17 protein-coding genes, 34 tRNA genes and 1 other RNA gene are annotated in these 22872 nt (G+C 32.4%); 48 read left to right on the top strand and 4 right to left on the bottom strand.

Annotated features, from left to right (window positions below; all coding sequences use genetic code 11):
* Nucleotides 1-130 precede the first annotated feature (130 nt).
* The 13 genes from O0R46_RS00120 to O0R46_RS00180 all read left to right on the top strand — a co-directional run bounded on the left by O0R46_RS00120 (nucleotide 131) and on the right by O0R46_RS00180 (nucleotide 13129).
* Nucleotides 131-286 carry a PH domain-containing protein gene (locus O0R46_RS00120; RefSeq protein ID WP_269312509.1) on the top strand — a complete coding sequence of 52 codons (156 nt, stop codon included), beginning with the start codon at nucleotides 131-133 and terminating at the stop codon, nucleotides 284-286.
* A gap of 322 nt (nucleotides 287-608) precedes the next feature.
* Nucleotides 609-3623: a sigma 54-interacting transcriptional regulator gene (locus tag O0R46_RS00125; protein WP_269311630.1), complete on the top strand. Its 3015-nt coding sequence runs from the start codon at nucleotides 609-611 to the stop codon at nucleotides 3621-3623.
* Nucleotides 3624-3886: 263 nt separating this feature from the next.
* A complete protein-coding gene (locus O0R46_RS00130; RefSeq protein ID WP_269311631.1) occupies nucleotides 3887-4345 on the top strand; it encodes a PTS sugar transporter subunit IIA in 459 nt (152 codons plus the stop codon).
* Between the two features lie 19 nt (nucleotides 4346-4364).
* Nucleotides 4365-4646, top strand: a complete 282-nt coding sequence (locus tag O0R46_RS00135) for a PTS sugar transporter subunit IIB (RefSeq protein ID WP_269311632.1) — start codon at nucleotides 4365-4367, stop codon at nucleotides 4644-4646.
* Nucleotides 4647-4691: 45 nt separating this feature from the next.
* The gene (locus tag O0R46_RS00140) at nucleotides 4692-5969 is read left to right on the top strand and encodes a PTS galactitol transporter subunit IIC (RefSeq protein ID WP_269311633.1); all 1278 of its coding nucleotides are present in this window, start codon (nucleotides 4692-4694) and stop codon (nucleotides 5967-5969) included.
* Between the two features lie 129 nt (nucleotides 5970-6098).
* Nucleotides 6099-7136 carry a zinc-binding dehydrogenase gene (locus O0R46_RS00145; protein WP_269311634.1) on the top strand — a complete coding sequence of 346 codons (1038 nt, stop codon included), beginning with the start codon at nucleotides 6099-6101 and terminating at the stop codon, nucleotides 7134-7136.
* Nucleotides 7137-7152: 16 nt separating this feature from the next.
* Nucleotides 7153-8205, top strand: coding sequence for a galactitol-1-phosphate 5-dehydrogenase (locus O0R46_RS00150; protein ID WP_269311635.1), 1053 nt, complete (start codon nucleotides 7153-7155; stop codon nucleotides 8203-8205).
* 205 nt (nucleotides 8206-8410) lie between these two features.
* Entirely contained in the window at nucleotides 8411-9763 is a 1353-nt protein-coding gene (locus O0R46_RS00155) for a Na+/H+ antiporter NhaC family protein (protein ID WP_269311636.1), read from the top strand.
* Nucleotides 9764-9919: 156 nt separating this feature from the next.
* An RNA gene (ffs, locus tag O0R46_RS00160) (signal recognition particle sRNA large type) lies at nucleotides 9920-10184 on the top strand.
* A gap of 62 nt (nucleotides 10185-10246) precedes the next feature.
* A complete protein-coding gene (gene dnaX / locus O0R46_RS00165; RefSeq protein WP_269311637.1) occupies nucleotides 10247-11911 on the top strand; it encodes a DNA polymerase III subunit gamma/tau in 1665 nt (554 codons plus the stop codon).
* Nucleotides 11912-11974: 63 nt separating this feature from the next.
* The gene (locus O0R46_RS00170; protein WP_269311638.1) at nucleotides 11975-12319 is read left to right on the top strand and encodes a YbaB/EbfC family nucleoid-associated protein; all 345 of its coding nucleotides are present in this window, start codon (nucleotides 11975-11977) and stop codon (nucleotides 12317-12319) included.
* A gap of 16 nt (nucleotides 12320-12335) precedes the next feature.
* A complete protein-coding gene (recR, locus tag O0R46_RS00175; RefSeq protein ID WP_269311639.1) occupies nucleotides 12336-12935 on the top strand; it encodes a recombination mediator RecR in 600 nt (199 codons plus the stop codon).
* Entirely contained in the window at nucleotides 12935-13129 is a 195-nt protein-coding gene (locus tag O0R46_RS00180; protein WP_269311640.1) for a hypothetical protein, read from the top strand. The genes recR and O0R46_RS00180 overlap by 1 nt, the downstream gene beginning before the upstream one ends.
* 41 nt (nucleotides 13130-13170) lie before the next feature.
* On the opposite strand, the gene O0R46_RS00185 is transcribed toward O0R46_RS00180, so the two are convergent.
* Nucleotides 13171-14448 carry an MGDG synthase family glycosyltransferase gene (locus O0R46_RS00185; protein WP_269311641.1) on the bottom strand — a complete coding sequence of 426 codons (1278 nt, stop codon included), beginning with the start codon at nucleotides 14446-14448 and terminating at the stop codon, nucleotides 13171-13173.
* Between the two features lie 317 nt (nucleotides 14449-14765).
* Between O0R46_RS00185 and O0R46_RS00190 the strand changes: the two genes are divergently transcribed.
* The 35 genes from O0R46_RS00190 (at nucleotide 14766) to O0R46_RS00360 (ending at nucleotide 19307) form a co-directional block, all read left to right on the top strand.
* Nucleotides 14766-14837, top strand: a tRNA-Glu gene (locus O0R46_RS00190).
* A 12-nt stretch (nucleotides 14838-14849) separates the two neighbouring features.
* Nucleotides 14850-14923: transfer RNA gene (locus tag O0R46_RS00195), tRNA-Gly, on the top strand.
* Nucleotides 14924-14934: 11 nt separating this feature from the next.
* Nucleotides 14935-15010 (top strand) — tRNA-Val (locus O0R46_RS00200).
* Nucleotides 15011-15025: 15 nt separating this feature from the next.
* Nucleotides 15026-15102, top strand: a tRNA-Asp gene (locus tag O0R46_RS00205).
* A gap of 28 nt (nucleotides 15103-15130) precedes the next feature.
* A tRNA-Thr gene (locus O0R46_RS00210) sits at nucleotides 15131-15205 on the top strand.
* Nucleotides 15206-15208: 3 nt separating this feature from the next.
* Nucleotides 15209-15293: transfer RNA gene (locus O0R46_RS00215), tRNA-Tyr, on the top strand.
* A 16-nt stretch (nucleotides 15294-15309) separates the two neighbouring features.
* Nucleotides 15310-15393: transfer RNA gene (locus tag O0R46_RS00220), tRNA-Leu, on the top strand.
* A 24-nt stretch (nucleotides 15394-15417) separates the two neighbouring features.
* Nucleotides 15418-15492 (top strand) — tRNA-Gly (locus tag O0R46_RS00225).
* Nucleotides 15493-15504: 12 nt separating this feature from the next.
* Nucleotides 15505-15581 (top strand) — tRNA-Arg (locus O0R46_RS00230).
* A gap of 9 nt (nucleotides 15582-15590) precedes the next feature.
* Nucleotides 15591-15665 (top strand) — tRNA-Gln (locus O0R46_RS00235).
* Between the two features lie 7 nt (nucleotides 15666-15672).
* Nucleotides 15673-15745: transfer RNA gene (locus O0R46_RS00240), tRNA-Lys, on the top strand.
* A 26-nt stretch (nucleotides 15746-15771) separates the two neighbouring features.
* Nucleotides 15772-15845: transfer RNA gene (locus O0R46_RS00245), tRNA-Met, on the top strand.
* Nucleotides 15846-15854: 9 nt separating this feature from the next.
* Nucleotides 15855-15931: transfer RNA gene (locus O0R46_RS00250), tRNA-Ile, on the top strand.
* Between the two features lie 21 nt (nucleotides 15932-15952).
* Nucleotides 15953-16029 (top strand) — tRNA-Pro (locus tag O0R46_RS00255).
* A gap of 8 nt (nucleotides 16030-16037) precedes the next feature.
* Nucleotides 16038-16114 (top strand) — tRNA-His (locus tag O0R46_RS00260).
* Nucleotides 16115-16131: 17 nt separating this feature from the next.
* Nucleotides 16132-16205: transfer RNA gene (locus O0R46_RS00265), tRNA-Cys, on the top strand.
* A 12-nt stretch (nucleotides 16206-16217) separates the two neighbouring features.
* Nucleotides 16218-16292, top strand: a tRNA-Asn gene (locus tag O0R46_RS00270).
* A gap of 7 nt (nucleotides 16293-16299) precedes the next feature.
* Nucleotides 16300-16389 (top strand) — tRNA-Leu (locus O0R46_RS00275).
* A 13-nt stretch (nucleotides 16390-16402) separates the two neighbouring features.
* A tRNA-Met gene (locus O0R46_RS00280) sits at nucleotides 16403-16478 on the top strand.
* A gap of 10 nt (nucleotides 16479-16488) precedes the next feature.
* Nucleotides 16489-16560, top strand: a tRNA-Glu gene (locus tag O0R46_RS00285).
* 12 nt (nucleotides 16561-16572) lie between these two features.
* A tRNA-Gly gene (locus O0R46_RS00290) sits at nucleotides 16573-16646 on the top strand.
* A gap of 11 nt (nucleotides 16647-16657) precedes the next feature.
* Nucleotides 16658-16733, top strand: a tRNA-Val gene (locus tag O0R46_RS00295).
* Between the two features lie 15 nt (nucleotides 16734-16748).
* Nucleotides 16749-16825, top strand: a tRNA-Asp gene (locus tag O0R46_RS00300).
* Nucleotides 16826-16853: 28 nt separating this feature from the next.
* A tRNA-Thr gene (locus tag O0R46_RS00305) sits at nucleotides 16854-16925 on the top strand.
* Between the two features lie 6 nt (nucleotides 16926-16931).
* A tRNA-Tyr gene (locus O0R46_RS00310) sits at nucleotides 16932-17016 on the top strand.
* Nucleotides 17017-17032: 16 nt separating this feature from the next.
* Nucleotides 17033-17116 (top strand) — tRNA-Leu (locus tag O0R46_RS00315).
* 16 nt (nucleotides 17117-17132) lie between these two features.
* Nucleotides 17133-17206: transfer RNA gene (locus O0R46_RS00320), tRNA-Arg, on the top strand.
* A gap of 29 nt (nucleotides 17207-17235) precedes the next feature.
* Nucleotides 17236-17311, top strand: a tRNA-Gln gene (locus O0R46_RS00325).
* 26 nt (nucleotides 17312-17337) lie between these two features.
* Nucleotides 17338-17426 (top strand) — tRNA-Ser (locus tag O0R46_RS00330).
* A 4-nt stretch (nucleotides 17427-17430) separates the two neighbouring features.
* A tRNA-Phe gene (locus O0R46_RS00335) sits at nucleotides 17431-17506 on the top strand.
* A gap of 6 nt (nucleotides 17507-17512) precedes the next feature.
* Nucleotides 17513-17586, top strand: a tRNA-Met gene (locus tag O0R46_RS00340).
* Nucleotides 17587-17595: 9 nt separating this feature from the next.
* Nucleotides 17596-17668 (top strand) — tRNA-Lys (locus tag O0R46_RS00345).
* A gap of 17 nt (nucleotides 17669-17685) precedes the next feature.
* Nucleotides 17686-17759 (top strand) — tRNA-Cys (locus tag O0R46_RS00350).
* Nucleotides 17760-17763: 4 nt separating this feature from the next.
* Nucleotides 17764-17837, top strand: a tRNA-Arg gene (locus O0R46_RS00355).
* A gap of 135 nt (nucleotides 17838-17972) precedes the next feature.
* Nucleotides 17973-19307, top strand: coding sequence for a metallophosphoesterase (locus tag O0R46_RS00360; RefSeq protein WP_269311642.1), 1335 nt, complete (start codon nucleotides 17973-17975; stop codon nucleotides 19305-19307).
* Nucleotides 19308-19406: 99 nt separating this feature from the next.
* Here the strand turns inward: O0R46_RS00360 and O0R46_RS00365 are convergent, their stop codons facing one another.
* From O0R46_RS00365 to O0R46_RS00375, 3 genes are all read right to left on the bottom strand, one after another.
* On the bottom strand, nucleotides 19407-20957 hold the full coding sequence (locus O0R46_RS00365) for a cell wall-binding repeat-containing protein (RefSeq protein ID WP_269311643.1): 1551 nt from the start codon (nucleotides 20955-20957) through the stop codon (nucleotides 19407-19409).
* Nucleotides 20958-21025: 68 nt separating this feature from the next.
* Nucleotides 21026-22213 carry a CaiB/BaiF CoA transferase family protein gene (locus tag O0R46_RS00370; protein WP_269311644.1) on the bottom strand — a complete coding sequence of 396 codons (1188 nt, stop codon included), beginning with the start codon at nucleotides 22211-22213 and terminating at the stop codon, nucleotides 21026-21028.
* A 174-nt stretch (nucleotides 22214-22387) separates the two neighbouring features.
* A complete protein-coding gene (locus tag O0R46_RS00375; RefSeq protein ID WP_269311645.1) occupies nucleotides 22388-22870 on the bottom strand; it encodes a QueT transporter family protein in 483 nt (160 codons plus the stop codon).
* Between the last annotated feature and the right edge of the window lie 2 nt (nucleotides 22871-22872).

Consider the following 22872-nt stretch of genomic DNA (forward strand, 5'->3'; position numbering starts at 1 on the left):
ATGAAATTTGAAGGTAAGAAAGATTTATGGTGGTATATAGTTATTGGATTTATAAGTACAGAGATAATTTAAATTTATAATTATATTTGGTTTCGATAAAACCGATATATTTTATTCGCAAATTATAAGTATAAGAAAGAAAAAGAGTATACTTGCAGCTAATACAACTTCAATCGACCGTTTAGTGATAAAAACTACTTATAATGAAATAGTAGTTGCACCTAAAGATAAAGATGGCTTTATTAATTATTTGTTGATGAAAAATAGTAATATAATAGTTAATTAAAACATAACAGTTGAATCTGATATTTTATAATAAGAGAATATAAATTATATATATATATTGATGATAATCAGCTAGAACCTAATGGTCTAAATTCTTATTTTATTTATTTAGTAAAAGATGATAATGGAGATTTTAAAATTGTATCAATGGGCTCAGGTCCTTAAATAAATATTTATTTTTATGTTACTGATTTATATATTACTATAAAAAGTTATTAGGATTTATAATATGTATGAAAGAAAAAATTTAGCTTTTTTTTTAGCCCATTATTTGATAAAATTTATTATACAAAAAAGCATAAGTAATAAATTAGGAGGACAGGATGAAAAATGATCTTATAAAATTAATAAAAAATGAAGATAAAAAAAACCCATTTACTGATCAGCAGTTAGCAGATATCCTGTCAATATCTAGAAGTAAACTAACTGGAATGAGATTGGAGTTAAATATAGCTTCTTCAAGCGATAGAAGAAAAGGGCTTTTACATAAAGAAGTATCAAAAATAAAAAAAGCTAACCCTGAATTAAATGACAGAGCTATTACTGAAATATTAATAAAAAAAGGATATAAAATATCTAGATCTTTGGTGAGAAGTATTTTGAGTTCTATTGAAAATCAGACTAAAAATGTAAAAATAGAAAGCAATAAAATTAAAATTGAAGATAAAAATAATATCATAAGTAAAGAGATAGAAAAAAATACCCACAATACATATATAGGTAAAAATAAATCAAAAATAAAGCGTATAGATAATAGAGAAATTGAACAAGATGCATTTGCAGATCTTATTGGTTTTGATGGAAGTTTAAAAGAAAAAATTGCTATGCTAAAATCTGCAATGATGTATCCACCAAATGGACTACATACCATCTTACATGGACAAACTGGTGTTGGTAAGAGTGATATGGCAGAGTGTATGTATAAATTTTCAACATATAATGGATTTAAGAAAAAATCTAGCCCATTTGTGATTTTTAATTGTGCTGACTATGCAGAAAATCCAAATCTTTTGATAGGACACCTTTTTGGTGTAAAAAAAGGTGCATATACAGGAGCTGACGTATCAAAAGAAGGGATAGTCGAAAAAGCTGATGGAGGTATATTATTTTTAGATGAAATTCATAGATTGCCATCTTCTGGTCAAGAAATATTATTTTCTTTAATAGATAGAGGAGTATATAGAAGATTAGGGGAGAGTAATTTTGAGAGAAGGGCGAAGGTTTTGATAATCTGTGCAACAACAGGAGATCCAAACTCTGATTTATTGGCTACATTTAAGAGAAGGATACCTGTGACAGTAGAGATACCAAAGTTGGATGATAGACCGAAAGAAGAACGATTTAATTTAATACTTAGATTTTTTAAATTAGAATCTAGAAGAGTAAATAAAAACTTTATTATTACAAAAAGCGCAATTGAAAAGCTAATGGATTATGATTGTAAAGGTAATATAGGTCAATTAAAAAGTGATATACAAGTAACTTGTGCTAGAGCCTTTTCAAAACTTGAGCTAGGAGAAGATACCGTTTACGTAGATGATTATTCTCTTAGAAGAAATATTAGAGAATTTGATAATAACTCTGGTTACAATTGGATAGAAGATGTATTTATAGATATTAGTGATGCAAAAAACTCTTTTGGTAGTTTCTACAATAAATCAATATCAGAAATATATCAGTATGCAGAAAAAGAACTAAAAATATTAGGCAAGGGCAATTATTCAGATGAAGAGTTGAGAAATATTTTTATAAGGAAAATTGATCAAAAATTTGATGACATTATTTCTAATAGAGATATTTTAGGTAATATGAATTTAGAAACTTACTTCAATGGAAATGTTCCCTCTGAAGTAATGGATATAATAGATAAAGTTGATGATGTCCTAAAAAATCAGTATAAGCACATAAATCAGTCCTTATATCCAGCTTTAGCTATTCATATTGATCATACTCTTAGAAGAATTAGAGAAGGTAAGAAAATACTAAACCCTTCTCTGGCAAAAATTTCAAAGAAGATGCCAAATGAATTCGAAATAGCTAGGTATATATCTGGCATTACAGAAAATATTAGCGGATTAACCCTACCTGATGATGAATTAGGATATCTAGCTTACTATGTGAATAAATTTTGTATGGTAGAAGAAAAAGTTAGTGGAAATGTCAAAGTCCTGATTGCAAGCCATGGAAAAGTAGGTATTGAAATGTCAAAGGTAGTAAATTTTTTGATGGGGATGGAATGTACTTATGGAGTGGAAATGCCTTTGGAATATTCTGCAAAAGAGGGGTTAGAAATATGTTTGTCTAATATTGCTAATATTGAAGCTAATAATGGGATGATAATATTAGTAGATATGGGTTCTTTGGTAATAATTGGTAATGAAATAGAAAAGAGATATGGAATAAAGACCAATACTGTCAGTAGAGCTGATACTTTATTGGCAATGGAAATTGGTAAGATGGCTGCTATTGAACAAAAATCTTTTGATGAAATAGTAAGTTATTTAGACTCAATAAAAGATTGCGAAGTCAATAAAACTGAAGGACAAATATCAAATGAAATAAATGTTTCTGACAAATCAAAAGAAAAGGCTATAATTTCTTTATGTTTGAGTGGACATGGAAATGCAGTAAATATAAAACAGATATTGGAGAGAAAAATATATGATAAAGCTATAGATATTAAGGTTATTGCTTTAGGATTATTTGACGAAATAGATATAGAAAAAAGGATTTGCAAATTAGAAGAGGATTACCAAATATTATGTATAGTAGGTACCATAGAGGCAAAGTATAATAATATTCCTTTTATAAAATATAGTTCTATAATGAAAGAAGAAGGAGTAAATGAGATTTATAGTCTGTATAGAAAATCTATTGGAAGTATTGAACATGAGGATATAAAATCAAGCGGAAATTTATCGGACATGATAGATAAAGATTTTATATTTGAGAAATTTGAAGGTATATCAAAAGAATATGTAATAGATACAATGGTATCTAAATTAGAAGAAGCTGGATATGTAGATTCTAAATTCATACTTAGTTTATATAAAAGAGAATCAATGGGTACCCTAGTTTTCAATAATAGAATAGCTATACCTCATGGACTTCCTGAAAATGTAATAAAACCAGTTATAGCTATAGCAAAACTAAGTAAACCAATATTTTGGGATAATGAATATATGGTAGATTTAGTGGCTTTAATAGCTGCAAAAGAAGAAAATCAAGAAGAGATGAGGACTTTATTTACAATTCTTGGTGATGAAGATGAAATAAATACAGTATTACACTCAGACACTAAAGACGAAATATACCAAGTTTTTTCAAAAACAAAATAGACAATAAAAACCAACAATAAAAACAAAAATATTTTTGTTTTTATTGTTGGTTGTTTTTTTTGACAAAAAAAGAAAATTGAGAATTTGAAAATATATTCACAAAACTTACAAACACTAGATTACAAATAGTAAATTTATTTTTATGGGTTAATTTGAAGGAAAAATAAAAAATGGCATGCTTTATGCTATATATTATGACAAATAATAATAATTAAAAATTAAAATATATATTATTATTTTTGTTTTATGAATGGAGGAATTATATGAGTTTGAAAGATTTTTTTGTGCCGGAATTATTGTTTTATAATATGAAAGCTGAAGATAAATCAGATTATTTCACAAAGATGTCTCAAAAAGCTTTAGAACTTGGTTATGTAAATGACCAATTTGAAGTGAATGTAAAAAAGAGAGAGGATACTTTCCCAACGGGAATACAGTTAGAAGAATGTGCCGTTGCCATACCTCATACAGATGCTGAATATGTAAACAAAGAGTTTATAGCCGTTTCAGTATTTGAACAATCAATAAATTTTGCATCAATGGAAGATGCTGATGCTGTGTTAGATGTAAAATTGGCATTTATGTTAGGTTTAAATCAGCCACACAGTCAGTTAGAAGTATTAACTCAATTAATGACATTAATTCAAGATAATGACAAGGTAAACGCTTTATTAAACGCAGGAAGCAAAGAAGAATTAGAAAAAATATTAAAGGAATTATAATTTTTAGGAGGAAAGAAATATGAGTAAGAAAATATTAGTAGCATGTGGAGCAGGAATAGCAACATCAACAGTAGTTTGCAATAAAGTTGAGCAATTAGTGAAAGATAATAATATAGATGCAGAAGTAATTCAGTGTAAAATAGCTGAAGTGAAGTCAAAGCAAGAGGGCGCAGATTTAATAGTATCTACTACAATTTTACCAACTAAATATGATATTCCAGCAATTATAGCAACAGGATATATTACAGGTATCAATATGAAGGCTCTTGATCAAAAGATCTTGGATGAGCTAAATAAATAAGTTTATAATTTTTATAAAAAATATATATAAATTTTAGGAGGAATTATGGATAAATTACTACAAGTAGTTCAGTACATTTTGGGTATTGGTCCTACGGTAATATTACCGGTAACAATTTTATTGTTAGGGTTAGTGTTCAAAATAAAGTTTACAAAGGCTTTAAAGTCTGGTTTGACAATAGGTATAGGATTTGTTGGTATAGGATTAGTTGTTAACTTACTTACTTCTACTCTAGGACCAGCAGCGCAGGGAATGGTTGCACGTTTTGGACTTTCACTAACAGTTATAGATGTTGGTTGGCCAACAACTGCATCAGCAACTTGGGCTTCTCCAGTTGCACCGATAATAATTCCAGTATGTTTGATTGTTAACTTAATTCTTATTTACTTTAATAAGACAAAGACACTTAACATAGATATATGGAATTACTGGCACTTTATTGTAGCTGGTGCTTTTGGTTATATAGTAACAGGAAGTTTTATATGGGCAATAATATGTGCTATTATAATGGAGTTACTAGTTCTTTATACAGCAGACAAGACTGCTCCTTATGTATCTGAATTTTATGGTTTAGAGGGTGTTTGTTTACCGACTGGTTCTACTGCATCATTTGCACCACTAGGATACCTAGTTGGTAAGTTAGTTGAAAAAATACCGGGTCTAAATAAAATAGAGGCAGACCCAGATACTATACAGAAGAGATTTGGTATTTTTGGTGAACCAATGATGATGGGTATCATATTAGGACTTATATTAGGTGCTTTAGCAGGATATGATCCGGCAAAAATATTTAATACAGGTATGTCAATGGGTGCTGTAATGTTCTTAATGCCTAGAATGGTTAAGATATTAATGGAAGGTCTAATTCCAATTTCAGAAGCTGTTAGAGATTACTTACAGACAAGATATGAAGGAAGAGAACTTTACATAGGTCTTGATGCTGCTTTAGCAACTGGACATCCAGCAGTATTATCTACAGCTTTAATACTAGTACCAATTACTTTATTCTTAGCTGTTATACTACCAGGAAATAGAGTTTTACCATTTGGTGACTTAGCAACAATACCATTCTATATAGCATTTATAGTATGCTTTAGAAAGGGTAATATAGTTCAGTCTGTAATTACAGGAACAATAGTAATAGCGTTCTCATTATTTATGGCAACAGACCTTGCACCTGTACATACTCAGTTATTAACTCAGGCTCATATGAAATTACCACAGGATGCTACTTTGGTATCAAGCTTAGATGCCGGTGGTAACCTTTATAAGTGGGGAATATTCAAATTATCTGAATTAGTAAAAGCAATAGGTTTATTCTAAGTTATTTAATCTTCCCTAAGCAATTTGCATAGGGAAGATTTTTTATAATATTTTGTGGTAATAAATTAATAATAATAAAAATTAGTATTATTTAAATAAGTGATTATGTAGTTATGTGAAAGGAGAATTATGAAAGCAGTAGTTAAGACAAAAGCAGGTTATGATAATATTGAACTTTTAGACGTTGAAGAGCCTAAGGTGTATGGTGATAGAGTGAAAATAAAAGTTGCTTATAGTGGTATATGTGGGTCAGATATACATTCATTTAAAGGTGAATATGCTAACATCAAGACTCCTATAACAATGGGGCATGAATTTTCTGGAACAGTGGTAGAAATTGGACCAGATGTGAAGAATGTAAAAGTTGGTGATAGAGTTACTTCAGAAACAACTTTTGAAACTTGTGAACAGTGCGATTTTTGTAAATCAAAAGACTATAACCTTTGTTCTAGTAGAAAAGGTATAGGTACACAGGTAAATGGTAGCTTTGCTGAATATGTATTATCTAGAGAAGAAAGTGTTCATGTGCTTCCAGAAAACGTATCATTATTAGCAGCTTCACTTACAGAACCACTAGCATGTTGTGTGCATGCAGCGCTTGAAAAGTCTACAATTGAAAAGGATGATGTAGTTCTAATTATAGGTCCTGGTCCAATAGGTCTATTACTTGCCCAAGTTGTTAAATCACAAGGTGCAAAAATAATAATGACAGGTATTACAAAGGATAAGGAAAGATTAGAATTTGCTAAAAAATTAGGTGTAGATATTGTAGTTGATGTTCAAGAAGAGTCCTTGAAAGATGTAATAATGAAAGAAACTAATAACTACGGAGTAGATAAGGGATTTGATTGTTCAGGGTTTATACCAGCAGTTAATGATGCCTTCCCACTATTAAAGAAGAAAGCTACTTTTGTACAGCTTGGTATTGCTGCCAAGAGATACAATGAAATAGACTGTGAATCTTTAGTTCAAAGAGAAATTAATTATGTTGGTTCAAGATCTCAAAAACCAAGTTCTTGGGTTAAGTCCTTAGAATTATTAGAAGCAGGAAAGGTTGATACTGAAGCCTTAATTACAAAGATAGTTTCACTAGAACAGTTCCATGAAGGAATTGAAGACTTAATGGCTGGTAATGAAATTAAGGTAGCAGTTGATTCATCAAAATAAATATTAGGAGGAATCAATGAAAAGTTTAAGATTATATGGAAAAAGAGATATTAGGTTTGAAGAAGCTCCAATGCCTACAATAGAAAATGAAAATGAAGTAATAATAAAAGTTATGGTAACAGGAATATGTGGATCAGATGGTCATAGATATTCTATGCTAGGTCCTTATATAGAAGGTATGATATGGGGACATGAGTTCTCAGGAATAGTACATAAAGTAGGAGCAAATGTTAAAAACATAAAGGAAGGAGATAGAGTAACAGCTTCCCCAAGCCTTTATTGTGGACATTGTGAGTCTTGTAAAAAGAGTGAATTTGCAAGGTGTGATAGTTTAAAAGTAATTGGAGCAAAGGATCCTGGTTGCTTTGCACAGTACACAAAAGTTCCAGCAGAAAATGTTGTGCCAATACCTGATGAAGTAGACTTTGATAAGGCTTCAATGATAGAACCAGCAGCTGTTGCTTTACATGGGCTTTATAAAACAAACATCAATGTAGGAGACGATGTGGCTGTAATTGGTTGTGGAACAATTGGTCTTTTAGCAATCCAATGGGCAAAGGTATTTGGAGCTAAGAAGATTATAGCTATTGATATAGACGATGCAAAGCTTGAACTAGCTATGTCTTTAGGAGCTACGCATATCGTAAATTCATTAAAGGGATTGCCACATGAACAAGTAGAAACAATTACAGATGGTAGAAGAGTAGATGTAGCAGTTGAATCTGCAGGATCCAAAATAACATCTGCACAAGTATTTGCACTACCAAGAAAAGGTGGAAAAGTAGTATTCTTGGGGATACCTTATGGTGATATAAATATTGAAAGATTCTATTTTGAAAAAATAGTTAGAAATGAGTTGACTATATATGGATCATGGAATTCAGTGTCAGCACCATTCCCAGGAAGAGAATGGACTAGTGCTGTACATTTTATGAAGACTGGCCAAATAGATCCATCATCACTTATTACTCATAGATTAGACTTATCTGAAGGTCCTGAAATTTTTGAAAAGATTGCAGAGAGAACTCCAGGTATAGGTAAGGTTTTATTCTATCCAAACGGTAAATAAATTTTTTAGATTTATTATATATAACAATATAAAAATAAAGAGAGTTCATTGGACTCTCTTTATTTTTATATTATTTAAAAAACTTAAAATACTAATAACATTGTAACTTTGACAAGAAAATACTTATTAAAAAAATTTGATTTTTTATGATATAATAAAATTTATAGATTTAAGAAAAATTAATTATAGTGAAAGAGGTGTATAAATGGAAAAAAATATTAATGTCAGTGCCAAGGCATTAATTCCATTTGGAGTTTTTATTGGTGTATACCTGATTACAGGTATTGTTTTGAATTCAAAAGGTGTAGAGATGGCTTTTTATCAATTACCTTCTCCAGTAGCAGTTATTGTAGGAATTATAGTAGCTTTTATTTTATTTAAAGGAAGTATAAATGAGAAATTTAATACCCTTGTAAAGGGATGTGGAAATGAAAATATTATAATAATGTGTATAATATTTTTATTGGCAGGGGCGTTTTCTACAGTATCTAAGGAAATGGGAGGAGTAGAATCTGTTGTCAATTTTGGTATGTCTATAATCCCCCCACAGTATATTACAGTTGGAATATTTATTATATCTTCATTTATTGGTATTTCTACAGGTACTTCTGTAGGAACTGTTGTTGCAGTTGCTCCTATAGCTATAGGTTTTGCTGAAGCAGCTGGACTGAATCCTATGTTGGTGATAGGAGCTACAGTTGGTGGTGGTATGTTTGGTGATAATCTATCGGTAATTTCAGATACTACTATAGCAGCTACTAGAACTCAGGGAGTAGAAATGAAGGATAAGTTCAAAGCAAATTTTGCGATTGCACTTCCCGCTGCTATACTTACTATAATACTGTTATTAATTTTTGGTAGACCAGATACACTTCCAAAGGTAGCATCACATTCATATAGTATAGTAAAGATACTTCCGTATTTATTTGTATTAATATCTGCCTTATGTGGTTTAAACGTATTTGTGGTATTAACAGGAGGTATAGTTTTTTCAGGAATAATAGGTATAGTAGATGGATCATTTACCACTTTAGTATTTACTCAGCATATATTCAATGGTTTCAAAGGCATGCTTGACATTTTCTTGCTTTCTATGCTTATGGGTGGTCTTGCTGCAATGGTTGAAAAAGAAGGTGGCATAAATTGGGTTTTATTAAAAATAAAGAAAATTATAAAGAGTGAAAAGTCTGCTGAATTAGGTATTAGTGCAATGGTTTCTCTAACAGATATTGCAACAGCTAATAACACTGTTTCTATACTTATAAATGGACCTATAGCCAAAGAAATAAGTGAAGAATACGGTATAAATGCAAAAAGAACAGCATCCTTATTAGATATATTCTCTTGTGTATTCCAGGGAATTATACCTTATGGTGCCCAAGTATTATTCGCTTGTGCTTCAATAAAGGGTTTAAATAGCCCATTTGATGTAATATATTTATGTTGGTATCAATATTGCTTGGCAGGTTTTGCTTTACTTGCAATATTTGTACCTTATACAAATTATTTAGATAAGGACAAAAGAGCTGAAAGAAAAATAAAAAATCAAAGTATTTAGTGTTATAAATCTATAGGTATTATGTAAAGAAGTTTTCTATTGAATATTTTTATTTCTTATGTTATCATTTAATATGTTATATAATGAATGTTTCAATTTTATGATTAACTCAGATTGAAATAAAATATGTTAAACTTCAGTGTTGGTTACAATTTTCTGTACTAGATGGGGAGTTAGCGGTGCCCTGTAACTCGCAATCCGCTTTAGCGAGGTTGAATTCCATCCTGAGGCAAATGTTCTGTAGTGCAGTCTCAAATAAGTAGTGTTGATATATGGGTCCCAAGCAATGGAAGCTCATGAACCCCGTCAGATTCGGAAGAAAGCAGCGGTAAGTGATTCCTTTCATGTGACTTGGGGATGCCTATAGGGAGCCAACTGTTTGGGCAACGGTTATTGGCATTTGTCAATGGATGGTGTGCAGTTTAAACATATAAATTCGCAATCCCAGTTAATGGGGTTGCTATTTTTTTGGGGAGGGAATTTATGCACAAGGCTTTATATAGAGAATACAGACCTTTAAAATATGAAGATGTAGTAGGTCAAGAACATATAGTAAAAACTTTAAAACATCAGCAAGAAGAAAATACTCTAAGCCATGCATATTTGTTTTGTGGTACTAGAGGTACTGGTAAAACTACAACAGCCAAGATTTTATCACGAGCTGTAAATTGTATTTCTGACACAGATGATAAGCCTTGCAATGAATGTACAATGTGTAAGTCAATATTGGATGGTTCAAATTTGGATGTAGTTGAAATTGATGCAGCCTCCAATAATAGTGTTGATGATATTAGAGAACTAAGAGAAACTGTTAAATATACACCCAATGAGTCGAAATATAAAATATATATAATAGATGAAGTTCACATGCTTTCTGCAGGTGCTTATAATGCTTTATTAAAGACATTGGAAGAGCCACCAGAATATGTAATCTTTATATTGGCAACCACTGAACCCAATAAAATACCAGCAACTATACTTTCAAGGTGTCAGAGATTTGACTTTAAGAGAGTAAGCGACGAAGATCTTATAAATAGAATGAAGTATATATGCGATAAAGAAAATATAAGGTACGAAGATGATGCTCTTAAAATTATAGCTAGAAATGCAAAGGGATCAGTGAGAGATTCTCTAAGTATTTTGGATAAATGTTCATCTTTTAGTGATGAAAAATTAAGTGCTAGATTAGTTTTAGATTTGTTGGGAAGCACAGATCCTAGACAAGTATTGGAGTTTTGTATTTCAGTAATTGATTCTGATGTATCAAAGTCAATGAAGATGATTGAAGCTTACTATTCTTGGGGGAAAGACTTAAAACTTTTAGTAGAAGATTTGATAGAGTTATTAAGAAATATTATGATGTTAAAAATATCATCTAATGATGAATCTTTGATTGATTACTCAGATGAAGATTCTAAAAAAATAAAAGATATGGCAAGTGAAATAGATACAGATGAATTGATAAGAATCCTATCAAACCTATCTGAATTAATTGACAAGTTAAAATACTCTACTAATCAGCGCATGACAGTAGAAATTTATATAATGAAATTGGCTTCACCATCAACAGATAATTCTCAAGAAGCACTAAAAAAGAGAATTGAAAACCTAGAAAAGTTAGTGGAAGATGGAAAAATTCAAGTTTTAAGCAATCAAAATATAGCAGGTTCTATATACAGCTATCATTCACAAGCAGTTTTAGATGATAACAGTCAAAATATTAATAAATTTACTCAAGATACTAGTACAAAAGTATATAAGGAAATTATCGATGATGAAGACATTAATGATATAAAGTCAAATTGGGATAAACTACTAGAACAAATGAAAGTAGATAAAAAGATGCCACTTAGGGCGTTTTTGGCTGAGAAATATGATATTAAATATAAAAATAAAATATTGTATGTGATACTTAGTGATGATTTTTCATTTGCTGTAAATAGATTAAGGGAAAAAGACAGTGTAGATTATATACAAGCTACCATGAGAAAAATATTTGGGCTAAATTTAGAGCTTAGATTCATTTTAAAGGAAGAGATGCCAGATATGGATTTTGGACCAGATAAAGAAGATAATGATGATGAAAATATCAGTGAATCTGAAAAATTATTAAAGGATATAGCTGGTGACAAGTTAATTATACAATAGAAATAAAAATATTTTTTTGATATAATGTACTTTTAAGATATGTAAATAATAGGAGGAATAAAAATGGCTAAAAAAGGTGGATTCGGTGGCGGTATGCCAGGCGGAATGAATATGAATAATTTATTAAAGCAGGCTCAGAAGATGCAGGCAGATATGCAAAAGCAACAAGAAGAGTTAGAAACTAAAGAAGTAGAAGCATCAGTAGGTGGTGGTGCTGTAGTAGTAAAAATGAATGGTAAAAGAGAGTTGACAGATATAACTATAAAAGAAGAAGTAGTAGATCCAGATGACGTAGAAATGCTACAAGATTTAATCTTAAGTGCTGTAAATCAGGCTATTAGAGATATTGATGAAATGCAAAAATCTCAAATGAGTAAATTAACAGGAGGAATGAATCTACCATTTTAGGTGATTCATTAAACATATGGAAAATTATAGTGAACCTATAGATAGACTGATTAATGAGTTTTCCAAATTACCTGGGGTAGGAAGAAAAACAGCACAAAGACTAGCTTTTCATGTAATTAATATGCAAAACGATGATGTACAAGGTCTCGCTAGAGCACTTCAAGATGTAAAAAAAGAAATAAAATACTGTAAGGTATGCTGTAATATTTCTGATTCAGACATATGTAGCATATGCTCTAATAATCACAGGGATGAATCTACTATATGTGTAGTAGAAGATCCAAGAGACGTCATGGCAATGGAAAGAACCAAGGATTACAATGGAAAATACCATGTATTAAATGGTGTAATATCACCAATGGATGGTATAGGACCAGAAATGCTTAAGATAAAGGAATTAATGTCTAGATTGGGTGATGGTAAGGTAAAGGAGATAATAATGGCTACAAACCCTACGATAGAAGGAGAAGCTACAGCTATGTATATTTCTAGACTAGTAAAGCCGATGGGTATAAAAGTTACTAGAATAGCCCATGGCTTACCTGTAGGCGGAGATTTGGAATATGCAGATGATGTTACTATTTCAAAAGCATTAGAAGGAAGAAGAGAAATATAGTGAAAAATTATAATTTTGATGAAAATAGGGCTATGAATTTGCTGACAAAAAAGCATCAGAATTCTAGCGAGAAAAAATCTAAATTAAAAGATTCTAAGTTTAAAAGAGTCAATGATAGCGGAGTTTATAGAAATAATGCCAGACATTTTCAATTTGACTATGAAGAAGATTACTATGAACCAAATAGAAAATAATATAAATAAAAAAACTCCTATAAAACTAGGAGTTTTTTTATTTATATTATAAATGATTTAAGTACCTGTGAAAAATGAGAAAAAATCTTTCTAGAAGAGCAGGCTGTATAATCAACAGGTGATTCTTCAAATATTTGTAAAGATAATTTCGCTATATTTTCAGCAGAATTTAATTTCTTAATACCTCTAATATTTTCTTTCATTCTCTCAAGTCTTTCAGGATGGTCAATTAATACCTTTACAACAGATTTTATAGAGAATTTTTTTGTAGTACGTATAGCTACGCCACAATTAGTCAAGAAGTCTAGATTTTCACCTTCTTGTCCAGGTATAAAGTATGGAACTACCATTGGGACATCTTTCAGAAGTGCTTCTGTAGTAGTAAGTCCGCCTGGTTTTGTAATTAAAATATCTATCGAAGGTAAAATATCGTTCATTATTTTTGTAAACCCTACAATTTTTATATTCACATTCGTATTATACTTATTAATCCTATTTTCTAGACTACGTTTTAGCGAGTTGTTTCTACCAGTTATAACAAGTATTTGGAAATCCCTATCAACTTCAACTAAATCATCTAAAGTTCCCTTTATGTTACCAGCTCCAAAGCTACCACCCATCAAAAGTACGGTTTTTTTATTAGGATCTAGTCCTAGTTCTTCTAAGACAAATTTTTTCGATCTATGTTCTAAGAATGATTTCTCAACGGGGATACCAAAAGCTTTTATTTTATTTTTATCTATTCCATCGTCTATAAGTAACTCTCTTACAAATTCATCACCGCATATATAATAATCTATCTCATTTTGCAGATAAGCCATATGTGCAGTATAGTCTGTAAGAACAGAAACTAAAGGTGGGAATGTAGACTTACAAGGATTATTCTTTTCTACAAACTCTGAAAACTCAGCTCCAAGATCTTCTCCTCTAGCACCTTTTTTTAATCTACTAAGAGCAACTAGTGGAAAAGCATGTGTACCTATAATCAAATCAGGCTTTTCTATTGCTATAAGTTTTTTAAATTTCCTAGCCATAATTACAGAAAGAGGATTACTCTTGAATTCATTGTAAGAAAATAATTTTCTATCTGACATATTATATGCCTTTCCGTATGCTGTAGGAGTATACTTAGCAGATAATTCATATCCTTCAGATATCAATCGATCAAAACTCTGATTGACTAGTTTAAAACTATCTATTATTTTACATTCTATGACTTCTCCATTAAAAGAACGGCTTGTCAATTCTTCACAAATTGCTTTAGCTGCTCTGTTGTGTCCCCCACCGGTTGAAGCTGTCATTATCAAAACTTTTTTCATCTCTACTCTCCAATCTAACCTATACAAAATAAAATTGTACTTATCAAATTATAAGACAAATAGTAAATAAATAGAAGTACTTTTACTGAAAAATAATATAAAATTAAGAGTTTCTTAATAAATAATAACATATATTTATGTCATAAAATGAGTAATTTACAAGGTAGAAAAGGCTTTTATAATATAATTAAATATGTAAAATTAAATATATGTTTTTTATAATAAGAAAAATTGTTAAAAAATGGATAAAAATGTATTGACTTTTAACTACAACTTTGATATTATAATACTTGTTCAATGAGTAGCTTAAAAAATATGGCTCATTGGTCAAGCGGTTAAGACTCCGCCCTCTCAAGGCGGCAACAGGGGTTCGATTCCCCTATGAGTCATAAATTAAATACGCGGGTGTAGCTCAATGGTAGAGTTCTGGCCTTCCAAGCCAGCTGTGAGGGTTCGATCCCCTTCACCCGCTCCAATTTTGTATGTGGGAGTATAGCTCAGCTGGGAGAGCATCTGCCTTACAAGCAGGGGGTCACAGGTTCGAGCCCTGTTACTCCCACCATATGAAAATAAATGCGGCCTGGTAGTTCAGTTGGTTAGAATGCCAGCCTGTCACGCTGGAGGTCGAGGGTTCGAGCCCCTTCCAGGTCGCCATTATAATAATAAAGAAATAACACACTATGCTGGTGTGGCTCAACGGTAGAGCAGCTGACTTGTAATCAGCAGGTTGTAGGTTCGATTCCTATCACCAGCTCCATGCGGAGGATTTCCCGAGCGGCCAAAGGGGGCAGACTGTAAATCTGTTGTCACCGACTTCGGTGGTTCGAATCCACCATCCTCCACCAAATTAATAAACAATGCGCGGATGTGGCGGAATTGGCAGACGCACTAGACTTAGGATCTAGCGCCTTTGGCGTGGGGGTTCGACTCCCTTCATCCGCACCAGTTTATTATAAAAAAGTTAAATATGCGGGAATAGTTCAGTGGTAGAGCGCGACCTTGCCAAGGTCGAAGTCGCGAGTTCGAATCTCGTTTCCCGCTCCAACTTATTTATGTGGGTGCATAGCTCAGCTGGATAGAGCAACGCCCTTCTAAGGCGTGTGTCCGGGGTTCGAATCCCTGTGCGCTCACCATTTAAATATAGGGGATTCGCCAAGCGGTAAGGCATATGACTCTGACTCATACATTCGGGGGTTCAAATCCCTCATCCCCTGCCATTAAAGTGGATCATTAGCTCAGCTGGGAGAGCACCTGACTCTTAATCAGGGTGTCCAGGGTTCGAGCCCCTGATGATCCATCATTTTTAACAAAACAATATAGTGTGGCGGCATAGCTCAGCTGGCTAGAGCGTTCGGTTCATACCCGAAAGGTCACAGGTTCGACTCCTGTTGCCGCTACTGTAATTTGGACCATTAGCTCAGTTGGTTAGAGCGCCCGGCTCATAACCGGTAGGTCTGGGGTTCGAGTCCCTGATGGTCCACCATTTAATTTAATATGAAAATATCGAGGTGTAGCGCAGTTTGGTAGCGCACGTGGTTTGGGACCATGGGGCCGGGGGTTCGAGTCCCTTCACCTCGACCAATAATGCGGTGGGTGTAGCTTAGTTGGTTAAAGCGCCAGATTGTGGCTCTGGAGACCGAGAGTTCGAATCTCTTCATCCACCCCATATATTAAATTAAATGAGGCGACATAGCCAAGTGGTAAGGCAGTGGACTGCAACTCCTTGATCTCCAGTTCGAATCTGGATGTCGCCTCCAATTTTTTATTATTCCAAGGTAGCTCAATGGTGGAGCAACCGGCTGTTAACCGGTAGGCTGTGGGTTCGAGCCCCACCCTTGGAGCCAATTATTTGCCGAAGTGGCGGAACTGGCAGACGCACAGGACTTAAAATCCTGCGAAACTTATACTTTCGTACCGGTTCGATTCCGGTCTTCGGCACCAATTTTATAAATATCGCGGAGTGGAGCAGTTGGCAGCTCGTCGGGCTCATAACCCGAAGGTCGGAGGTTCGAGTCCTTCCTCCGCAACCAAATTCAATTTGGCTCCTTGGTCAAGCGGTTAAGACACCGCCCTTTCACGGCGGTAACAGGGGTTCGATTCCCCTAGGAGTCATAAATTAAATATGCGGGTGTAGCTCAATGGTAGAGTTCTGGCCTTCCAAGCCAGCTGTGAGGGTTCGATCCCCTTCACCCGCTCCAATTTTGTATGTGGGAGTATAGCTCAGCTGGGAGAGCATCTGCCTTACAAGCAGGGGGTCACAGGTTCGAGCCCTGTTACTCCCACCATATGAAAATAAATGCGGCCTGGTAGTTCAGTTGGTTAGAATGCCAGCCTGTCACGCTGGAGGTCGAGGGTTCGAGCCCCTTCCAGGTCGCCATTATAATAATAAAGAAATAACACACTATGCTGGTGTGGCTCAACGGTAGAGCAGCTGACTTGTAATCAGCAGGTTGTAGGTTCGATTCCTATCACCAGCTTCATGCGGAGGATTTCCCGAGCGGCCAAAGGGGGCAGACTGTAAATCTGTTGTCACCGACTTCGGTGGTTCGAATCCACCATCCTCCACCAAATTAATAAACAATGCGCGGATGTGGCGGAATTGGCAGACGCACTAGACTTAGGATCTAGCGCCTTTGGCGTGGGGGTTCGACTCCCTTCATCCGCACCAGTTTATTATATATTTTGGGTGCATAGCTCAGCTGGATAGAGCAACGCCCTTCTAAGGCGTGTGTCCGGGGTTCGAATCCCTGTGCGCTCATTTGTAATTTTAATAATTTTTATCAATACTGGGGATTAGCCAAGTCGGTAAGGCACATGACTTTGACTCATGCATCCGTGGGTTCGAGTCCCGCATCCCCAGCCATTTTTTTTATAATTTAATTTTATTATGGAGAGGTGTCCGAGTGGTTTAAGGAGCTGGTCTTGAAAACCAGTGATGTCGTGAGGCACCGTGGGTTCGAATCCCACCCTCTCCGCCATTAGGCCTAGATAGCTCAGTCGGTAGAGCAGGGGACTGAAAATCCCCGTGTCGGTGGTTCGATTCCGCCTCTAGGCACCAGATTTAGGCGGCATAGCTCAGATGGCTAGAGCGTTCGGTTCATACCCGAAAGGTCACAGGTTCGACTCCTGTTGCCGCTACTGTAACATGGATCATTAGCTCAGCTGGGAGAGCACCTGACTCTTAATCAGGGTGTCCAGGGTTCGAGCCCCTGATGATCCATTTTTTTATAAAAATAGGGCGACATAGCCAAGTGGTAAGGCAGTGGACTGCAACTCCTTGATCTCCAGTTCGAATCTGGATGTCGCCTCCAATATGTGCTCATAGCTCAACTGGATAGAGTACTTGACTACGAATCAAGGGGTTGTGGGTTCGAGTCCCGCTGGGCGCATTGTTTTTCAGACACTATTAAGTGTCTTTTTTACTATCAATTAAACAATTTAATAATGATTTTATAAAAGGGTTTTGAATTAATTTTCAAGATCCTTTTGTGTTATAATATATATAGTATAGTTAGGAGGATAAAATGTGGATTTTTATAATATTAATAGCTGCTTTAATCATTGCTTTTATTATTTTATCAAAAAAAGCAGATAAAAATAAAAAAAAATATATAGCAAATGAAGAAGAAATAAATTTTGAAGATAAAATAAATGGTTTTAATAAAGAAATCAATATTATACAGATAAGCGATATACATTTTTTATCTTCAAAACTGACTGATTATGGTAAAGCTTTCTATGAAAATGTCGAAAAAGGAGATGCGAAATCTGTAAGATATGTTGAAGCTATAATTGATGCTTTTGTATATCAGATTTTAAATCAAAAACCAGATTTAGTAATAATAAGTGGTGATATTTCATACAATGGAGAAAGAGAAAGCCATATAGATTTTTCAAAAAAATTAAAAGTTCTAAAAGAGCATAATATAGATTCAATTGTACTACCTGGTAATCATGATATTGAATATTATAGGGTTCAAGAATTCTTTGGAGATAGACCTGGAGAATTGGATTCTACAAGTGTGGATGATTTTTGTGAAATATATAAAGAGTTTGGTATGGGAGATAATAGTAAAATTATTAGTAGGGATAAAAATTCTTTATCATATATATATAAAATAAATGAAAATATATGCCTAATGCTTATAGATACCAATACAAAAGATAACATAATGAATATATCTGATAAAACCTATAAGTGGATTGAGAAAGAGTTAAATTCTATGAAAGAGTCAAATATTACAACAATAGGAGTTACTCATCAAAATATTTTGGGCCATAATAAGATGTTTATATCTGGCTATAAGATAACAAATAGTTCAAAATTAGTAGACTTATTCAATAAGTATAACGTGAGGTTGAATATAAGTGGTCATATGCATGCACAACATATAGCAGAGAATAAAAATGTTTATGATGCTGCAGTTGGTTCAGTAAGCTTATATCCTAATCTATATGCTAATATAAAAATAGATTATAGAAGAAATATACATTATTCCACTTCAAAGGTGGATGTAAAAAAGTGGGCTATTGAAAATAATATTACAAATAATGATCTTAGAAGCTTTGATACATATATATATAATTTTATGGAAAAAAGTACAAATGAGAAAATAATAGAATCCTTTGAAAAAAATAATATTCCGAAAAATCATAGAAAAGAAATGTTAGATTTTCTAAACAGAACGAACTATGCTTATTTTTCAGGTATAATGTCAGAATATGATGATTTGGATTTAGAGCATCCAGGTTATAATTTATGGCAAAATTATTTTGAAAGAGATTTATTTGGAAAATATTTAGACAGTATATATCAAGAAGAAAAGAAAAATCATAATTATCTAGAAATAAAAAATTAATATATAGCTAGTAAAATGTCAATAAAAAATTATAAAACTTTAAAGATTATAAATAATTAGATAAATAAAAAGTGTTACTATTTTAGTAACACTTTTTATTTATCTAATTACCACAGCATATTTATTTATATTGTATGAACTATCAAATGCTGAATTTGCAATCCAATATCCGTCAGTATCATTTTTAGCAGGATCTACTATGTGCATAGACTTAGAATTATATCCATCAACCAACATTACATGAGCATTATCTACAGCATTATTTCCCCAAAAATAATCATTATATATAGGTGGTTTAAAATCATATGTTCCGTAAAATACAACAGGATTTCCTTTTGAAATTTCGTCTCTTATAAAGTTAGAATCTCTTCCGCTGATATTTTCCACTTTACCATATTTGTTTCCCCATTCACTTAGTGGCTGAGGAAATATAGATTGATATACTCCATATACTACTTTGTAAGGGGTTCCTGCAAATCCGTGATATGGATTGTTGTCAGTTGCTATAGGCATCTCTCTTAAAAAAGAATAAAGCGTTTTGTCACTAGCGTAGCCTTTGTACTTTAACCCTTGTAATAGTGAAGCTGCTTCACAACCCATAGGAGCTCCTGCCTCATATTGGTTTATTTGATTTACATTTAAAAGTTTATAATCTTGCCTAATATATATTTTTCCTATTATTTCATCAGCTCTTACACTTAATCCACCACCTGTTTGGACCAAGGTAGAGAAATTTTTTGAATCAAGATATGATTTTAAGGAATATGAAATAGGTGAGTTTTTTGAAACAAAAATTACTGGAGAATTTTTTGTACCAGCAACACCGCCAACAGCTACTGAATCTATTAATTCAGATTGATTTTCCTGACCATTTTTTGCTATAAATACATATTGATAATCTCTAAAAAAAGTTTTAGCTATATTTAAACTGGTTTCATTTCTATCTTTTCCAAATATTGATCTACTGTTATTAAATAAATATGAATAGTTATTGCTTGAACCACCTATAAAATACTTATTATCTGCATTTAGAGTATATAAACTATTCTTAAATTCATCTAAATTAGTTCCTATAAATATTATAGGTGAATTAATTTTTGAAGCAGCAGCACTTGCACAGGCTGCATCTACAAGAGATTTATAACCTTCTACAAAAAATACAGAATTAAAAGATGTATTGTTATTTAATGTTTTTAATTTTTTTGCAATTTCTATAGAAGTAGAACTTCGATCTTTTCCAGAAATTCTCTCAACAGTATAACCCATTTTTAACAATGAATTTTCCTGAATAGTAGATATACTATTTTCTCCACCTATAATAATTATTTTATTTGCTTTTAGCCTTTTTATTTCACTTAGAGTAGTTGGATTAATAGTATCTCTTGAATTGAGTAGAACTGGATATTGAAGCTTTTTTGAAAGAGGTCCTACAGCTAAAGAATCAGGTATACTATGAGAATTTACTAAAATGACACCACTTGCTCCTGAATTATAAGCATATTTAGAAATTTTGATAGCGGTCTCAAACCTATCTGCTCCAGATAAAATGATATTATTACTAACACTAGATGCATAAGTAGCGATTTTAGTATATGAAATTGTAAATATTGAAATGGCACATACTGCCATAATTTTTTTAAATATATGCATAAAAACCCCCATGAAAATATATCATTTATTATATCATAAAATATATTTTTGGAGGTTTTTAATGGATTTTATTTGAAAACATCTTTTTCTTCTAACTCTTTTATTTTTTCATCACTATATTTTAGAGATTTTAATACATCTTTTGTATCTATACCTATTTCTCTTCCAGCAAAATTATATTGTGCTTTTGATTCAGAGAATTTAATAGGCATAGCAAATTGTCTAATTTTTTTCTTACCAGCATCTACCTCTATAATCATTTCTCTTGCTTTTATTTGTGGATCTTCATTGAAAGATTGATTATAATCGAGTATTGGCTCTATGCAGGCATCTAGATTGCAAATAGTTTGTTTCCAATGTGATATAGGTTTGGATTTTATAATTTTCCTTAATTTTTCTTTTAATATACCTCCATCCTTTGGAGTTGGACCATGCTCAATTAATTCTTCAAGGTCTATAGCTTCAGCTAATTTTTTCAAGAATTTAGGTTCTAATGATCCTATGCTTATATATTCTTTATCTGAAGTTTCATAAATATCGTAAATACCTTGTCCATTCAAATCAAATTCTTCTCGTCCTTTTAATTTTCCAGACATGAGATAAGATGTACCTTCAAATGTATTCATAGGAATTATAGTGTCTAGCATAGATATATCTATATATTGTCCTTTGCCACTAATATTTCTATAATTTACAGCTGCTAATATACCTACTACTGAATGAAGTGCACCACCAGCTATATCACCAATTTGAGCGTTCATAAGTGATGGGCCTTGGTCTTTTCTACCAGATAAAGAATATAAGCCACTCTTGGCTAAAAAATTGTTGTCATGTCCAGCTATATTCTTTAGAGGCCCACTATTACCATAGGCAGATATAGAACAATAGATTAGTTTTGGGTTTATTTTAGATAGTTCCTCATATGAAAGCCCGAGTTTTTTCATTACACCCGGCCTAAACTGTTCAACTAGAATATCATATTCTTTAATAAGCTCTTGTATAATTTCTATTGCTTCTTTGGATTTCAGGTTCAATGACATAGTTTTTTTATTTCTGTTAATCCATAACTGATTAGCACTGAGATTTAATTCCTCATCAAATTCGCCCATATTATAAACTAAATCAACCTTTGATTTAGAACTAATTTTTAGTACTTCGGCACCCATATCTGCTAGCATAAGAGTTGCATAGGGTCCGGGCAACAAAGTAGAAAAATCTAAAATTTTTAGGTTTGAAAGTGCAGTATTATTACTCATTTTTACCTCCCAACAAATAGATAATAAATTAACGTACAAACATATAAATGGTTAAATTTCAACAATTATATATGAGTTCAATAAAATGATAACATAAAAAACAGTTGAAAAGTGTAAAAAATACACATTCTCATTTTATGATGAAAATGTGTATAAATACAAAATATTATTAATCTATTCTTTGATTAATCTATAAAAATCCTTATTTTTCATAAGTGTTTTAAAAATAGGAACACCTAAAATAGTTACAATTATTAATTCTGATAACATTATTTGAGCTGTAATCACAAAAAATGACAGCGGAACAGGTGATATTAAAACTATTTCAAGTCCAATCAAGATTGAAAATATTGCTGGCATTAAAGATGCTATCCATATATTTTTAATCTTACTCATAGCTGTTAGAGCTAAAAAGCTAGCCAATGTACCAACTACTATATCTATTGCTCCCAAACTGGAAAAAATATTAGCAATAGCACAACCAAGTGTCAGACCTACTATATATTCTGGATTAAAAAATGCTAGTAATGTCAAAATTTCTGAAAGCCTAAACTGAATAGGTCCATATGATAGTGCTGGTACTGCTATAGTCATTATAGCATATAGTGCTGCTACTATAGCTTGTCTTGTTAAAGTCTTTTTGTTGATAAAATACATTT

The organism is Peptostreptococcus equinus, assembly GCF_027125355.1.
Lineage (GTDB): Bacteria > Bacillota > Clostridia > Peptostreptococcales > Peptostreptococcaceae > Peptostreptococcus > Peptostreptococcus equinus.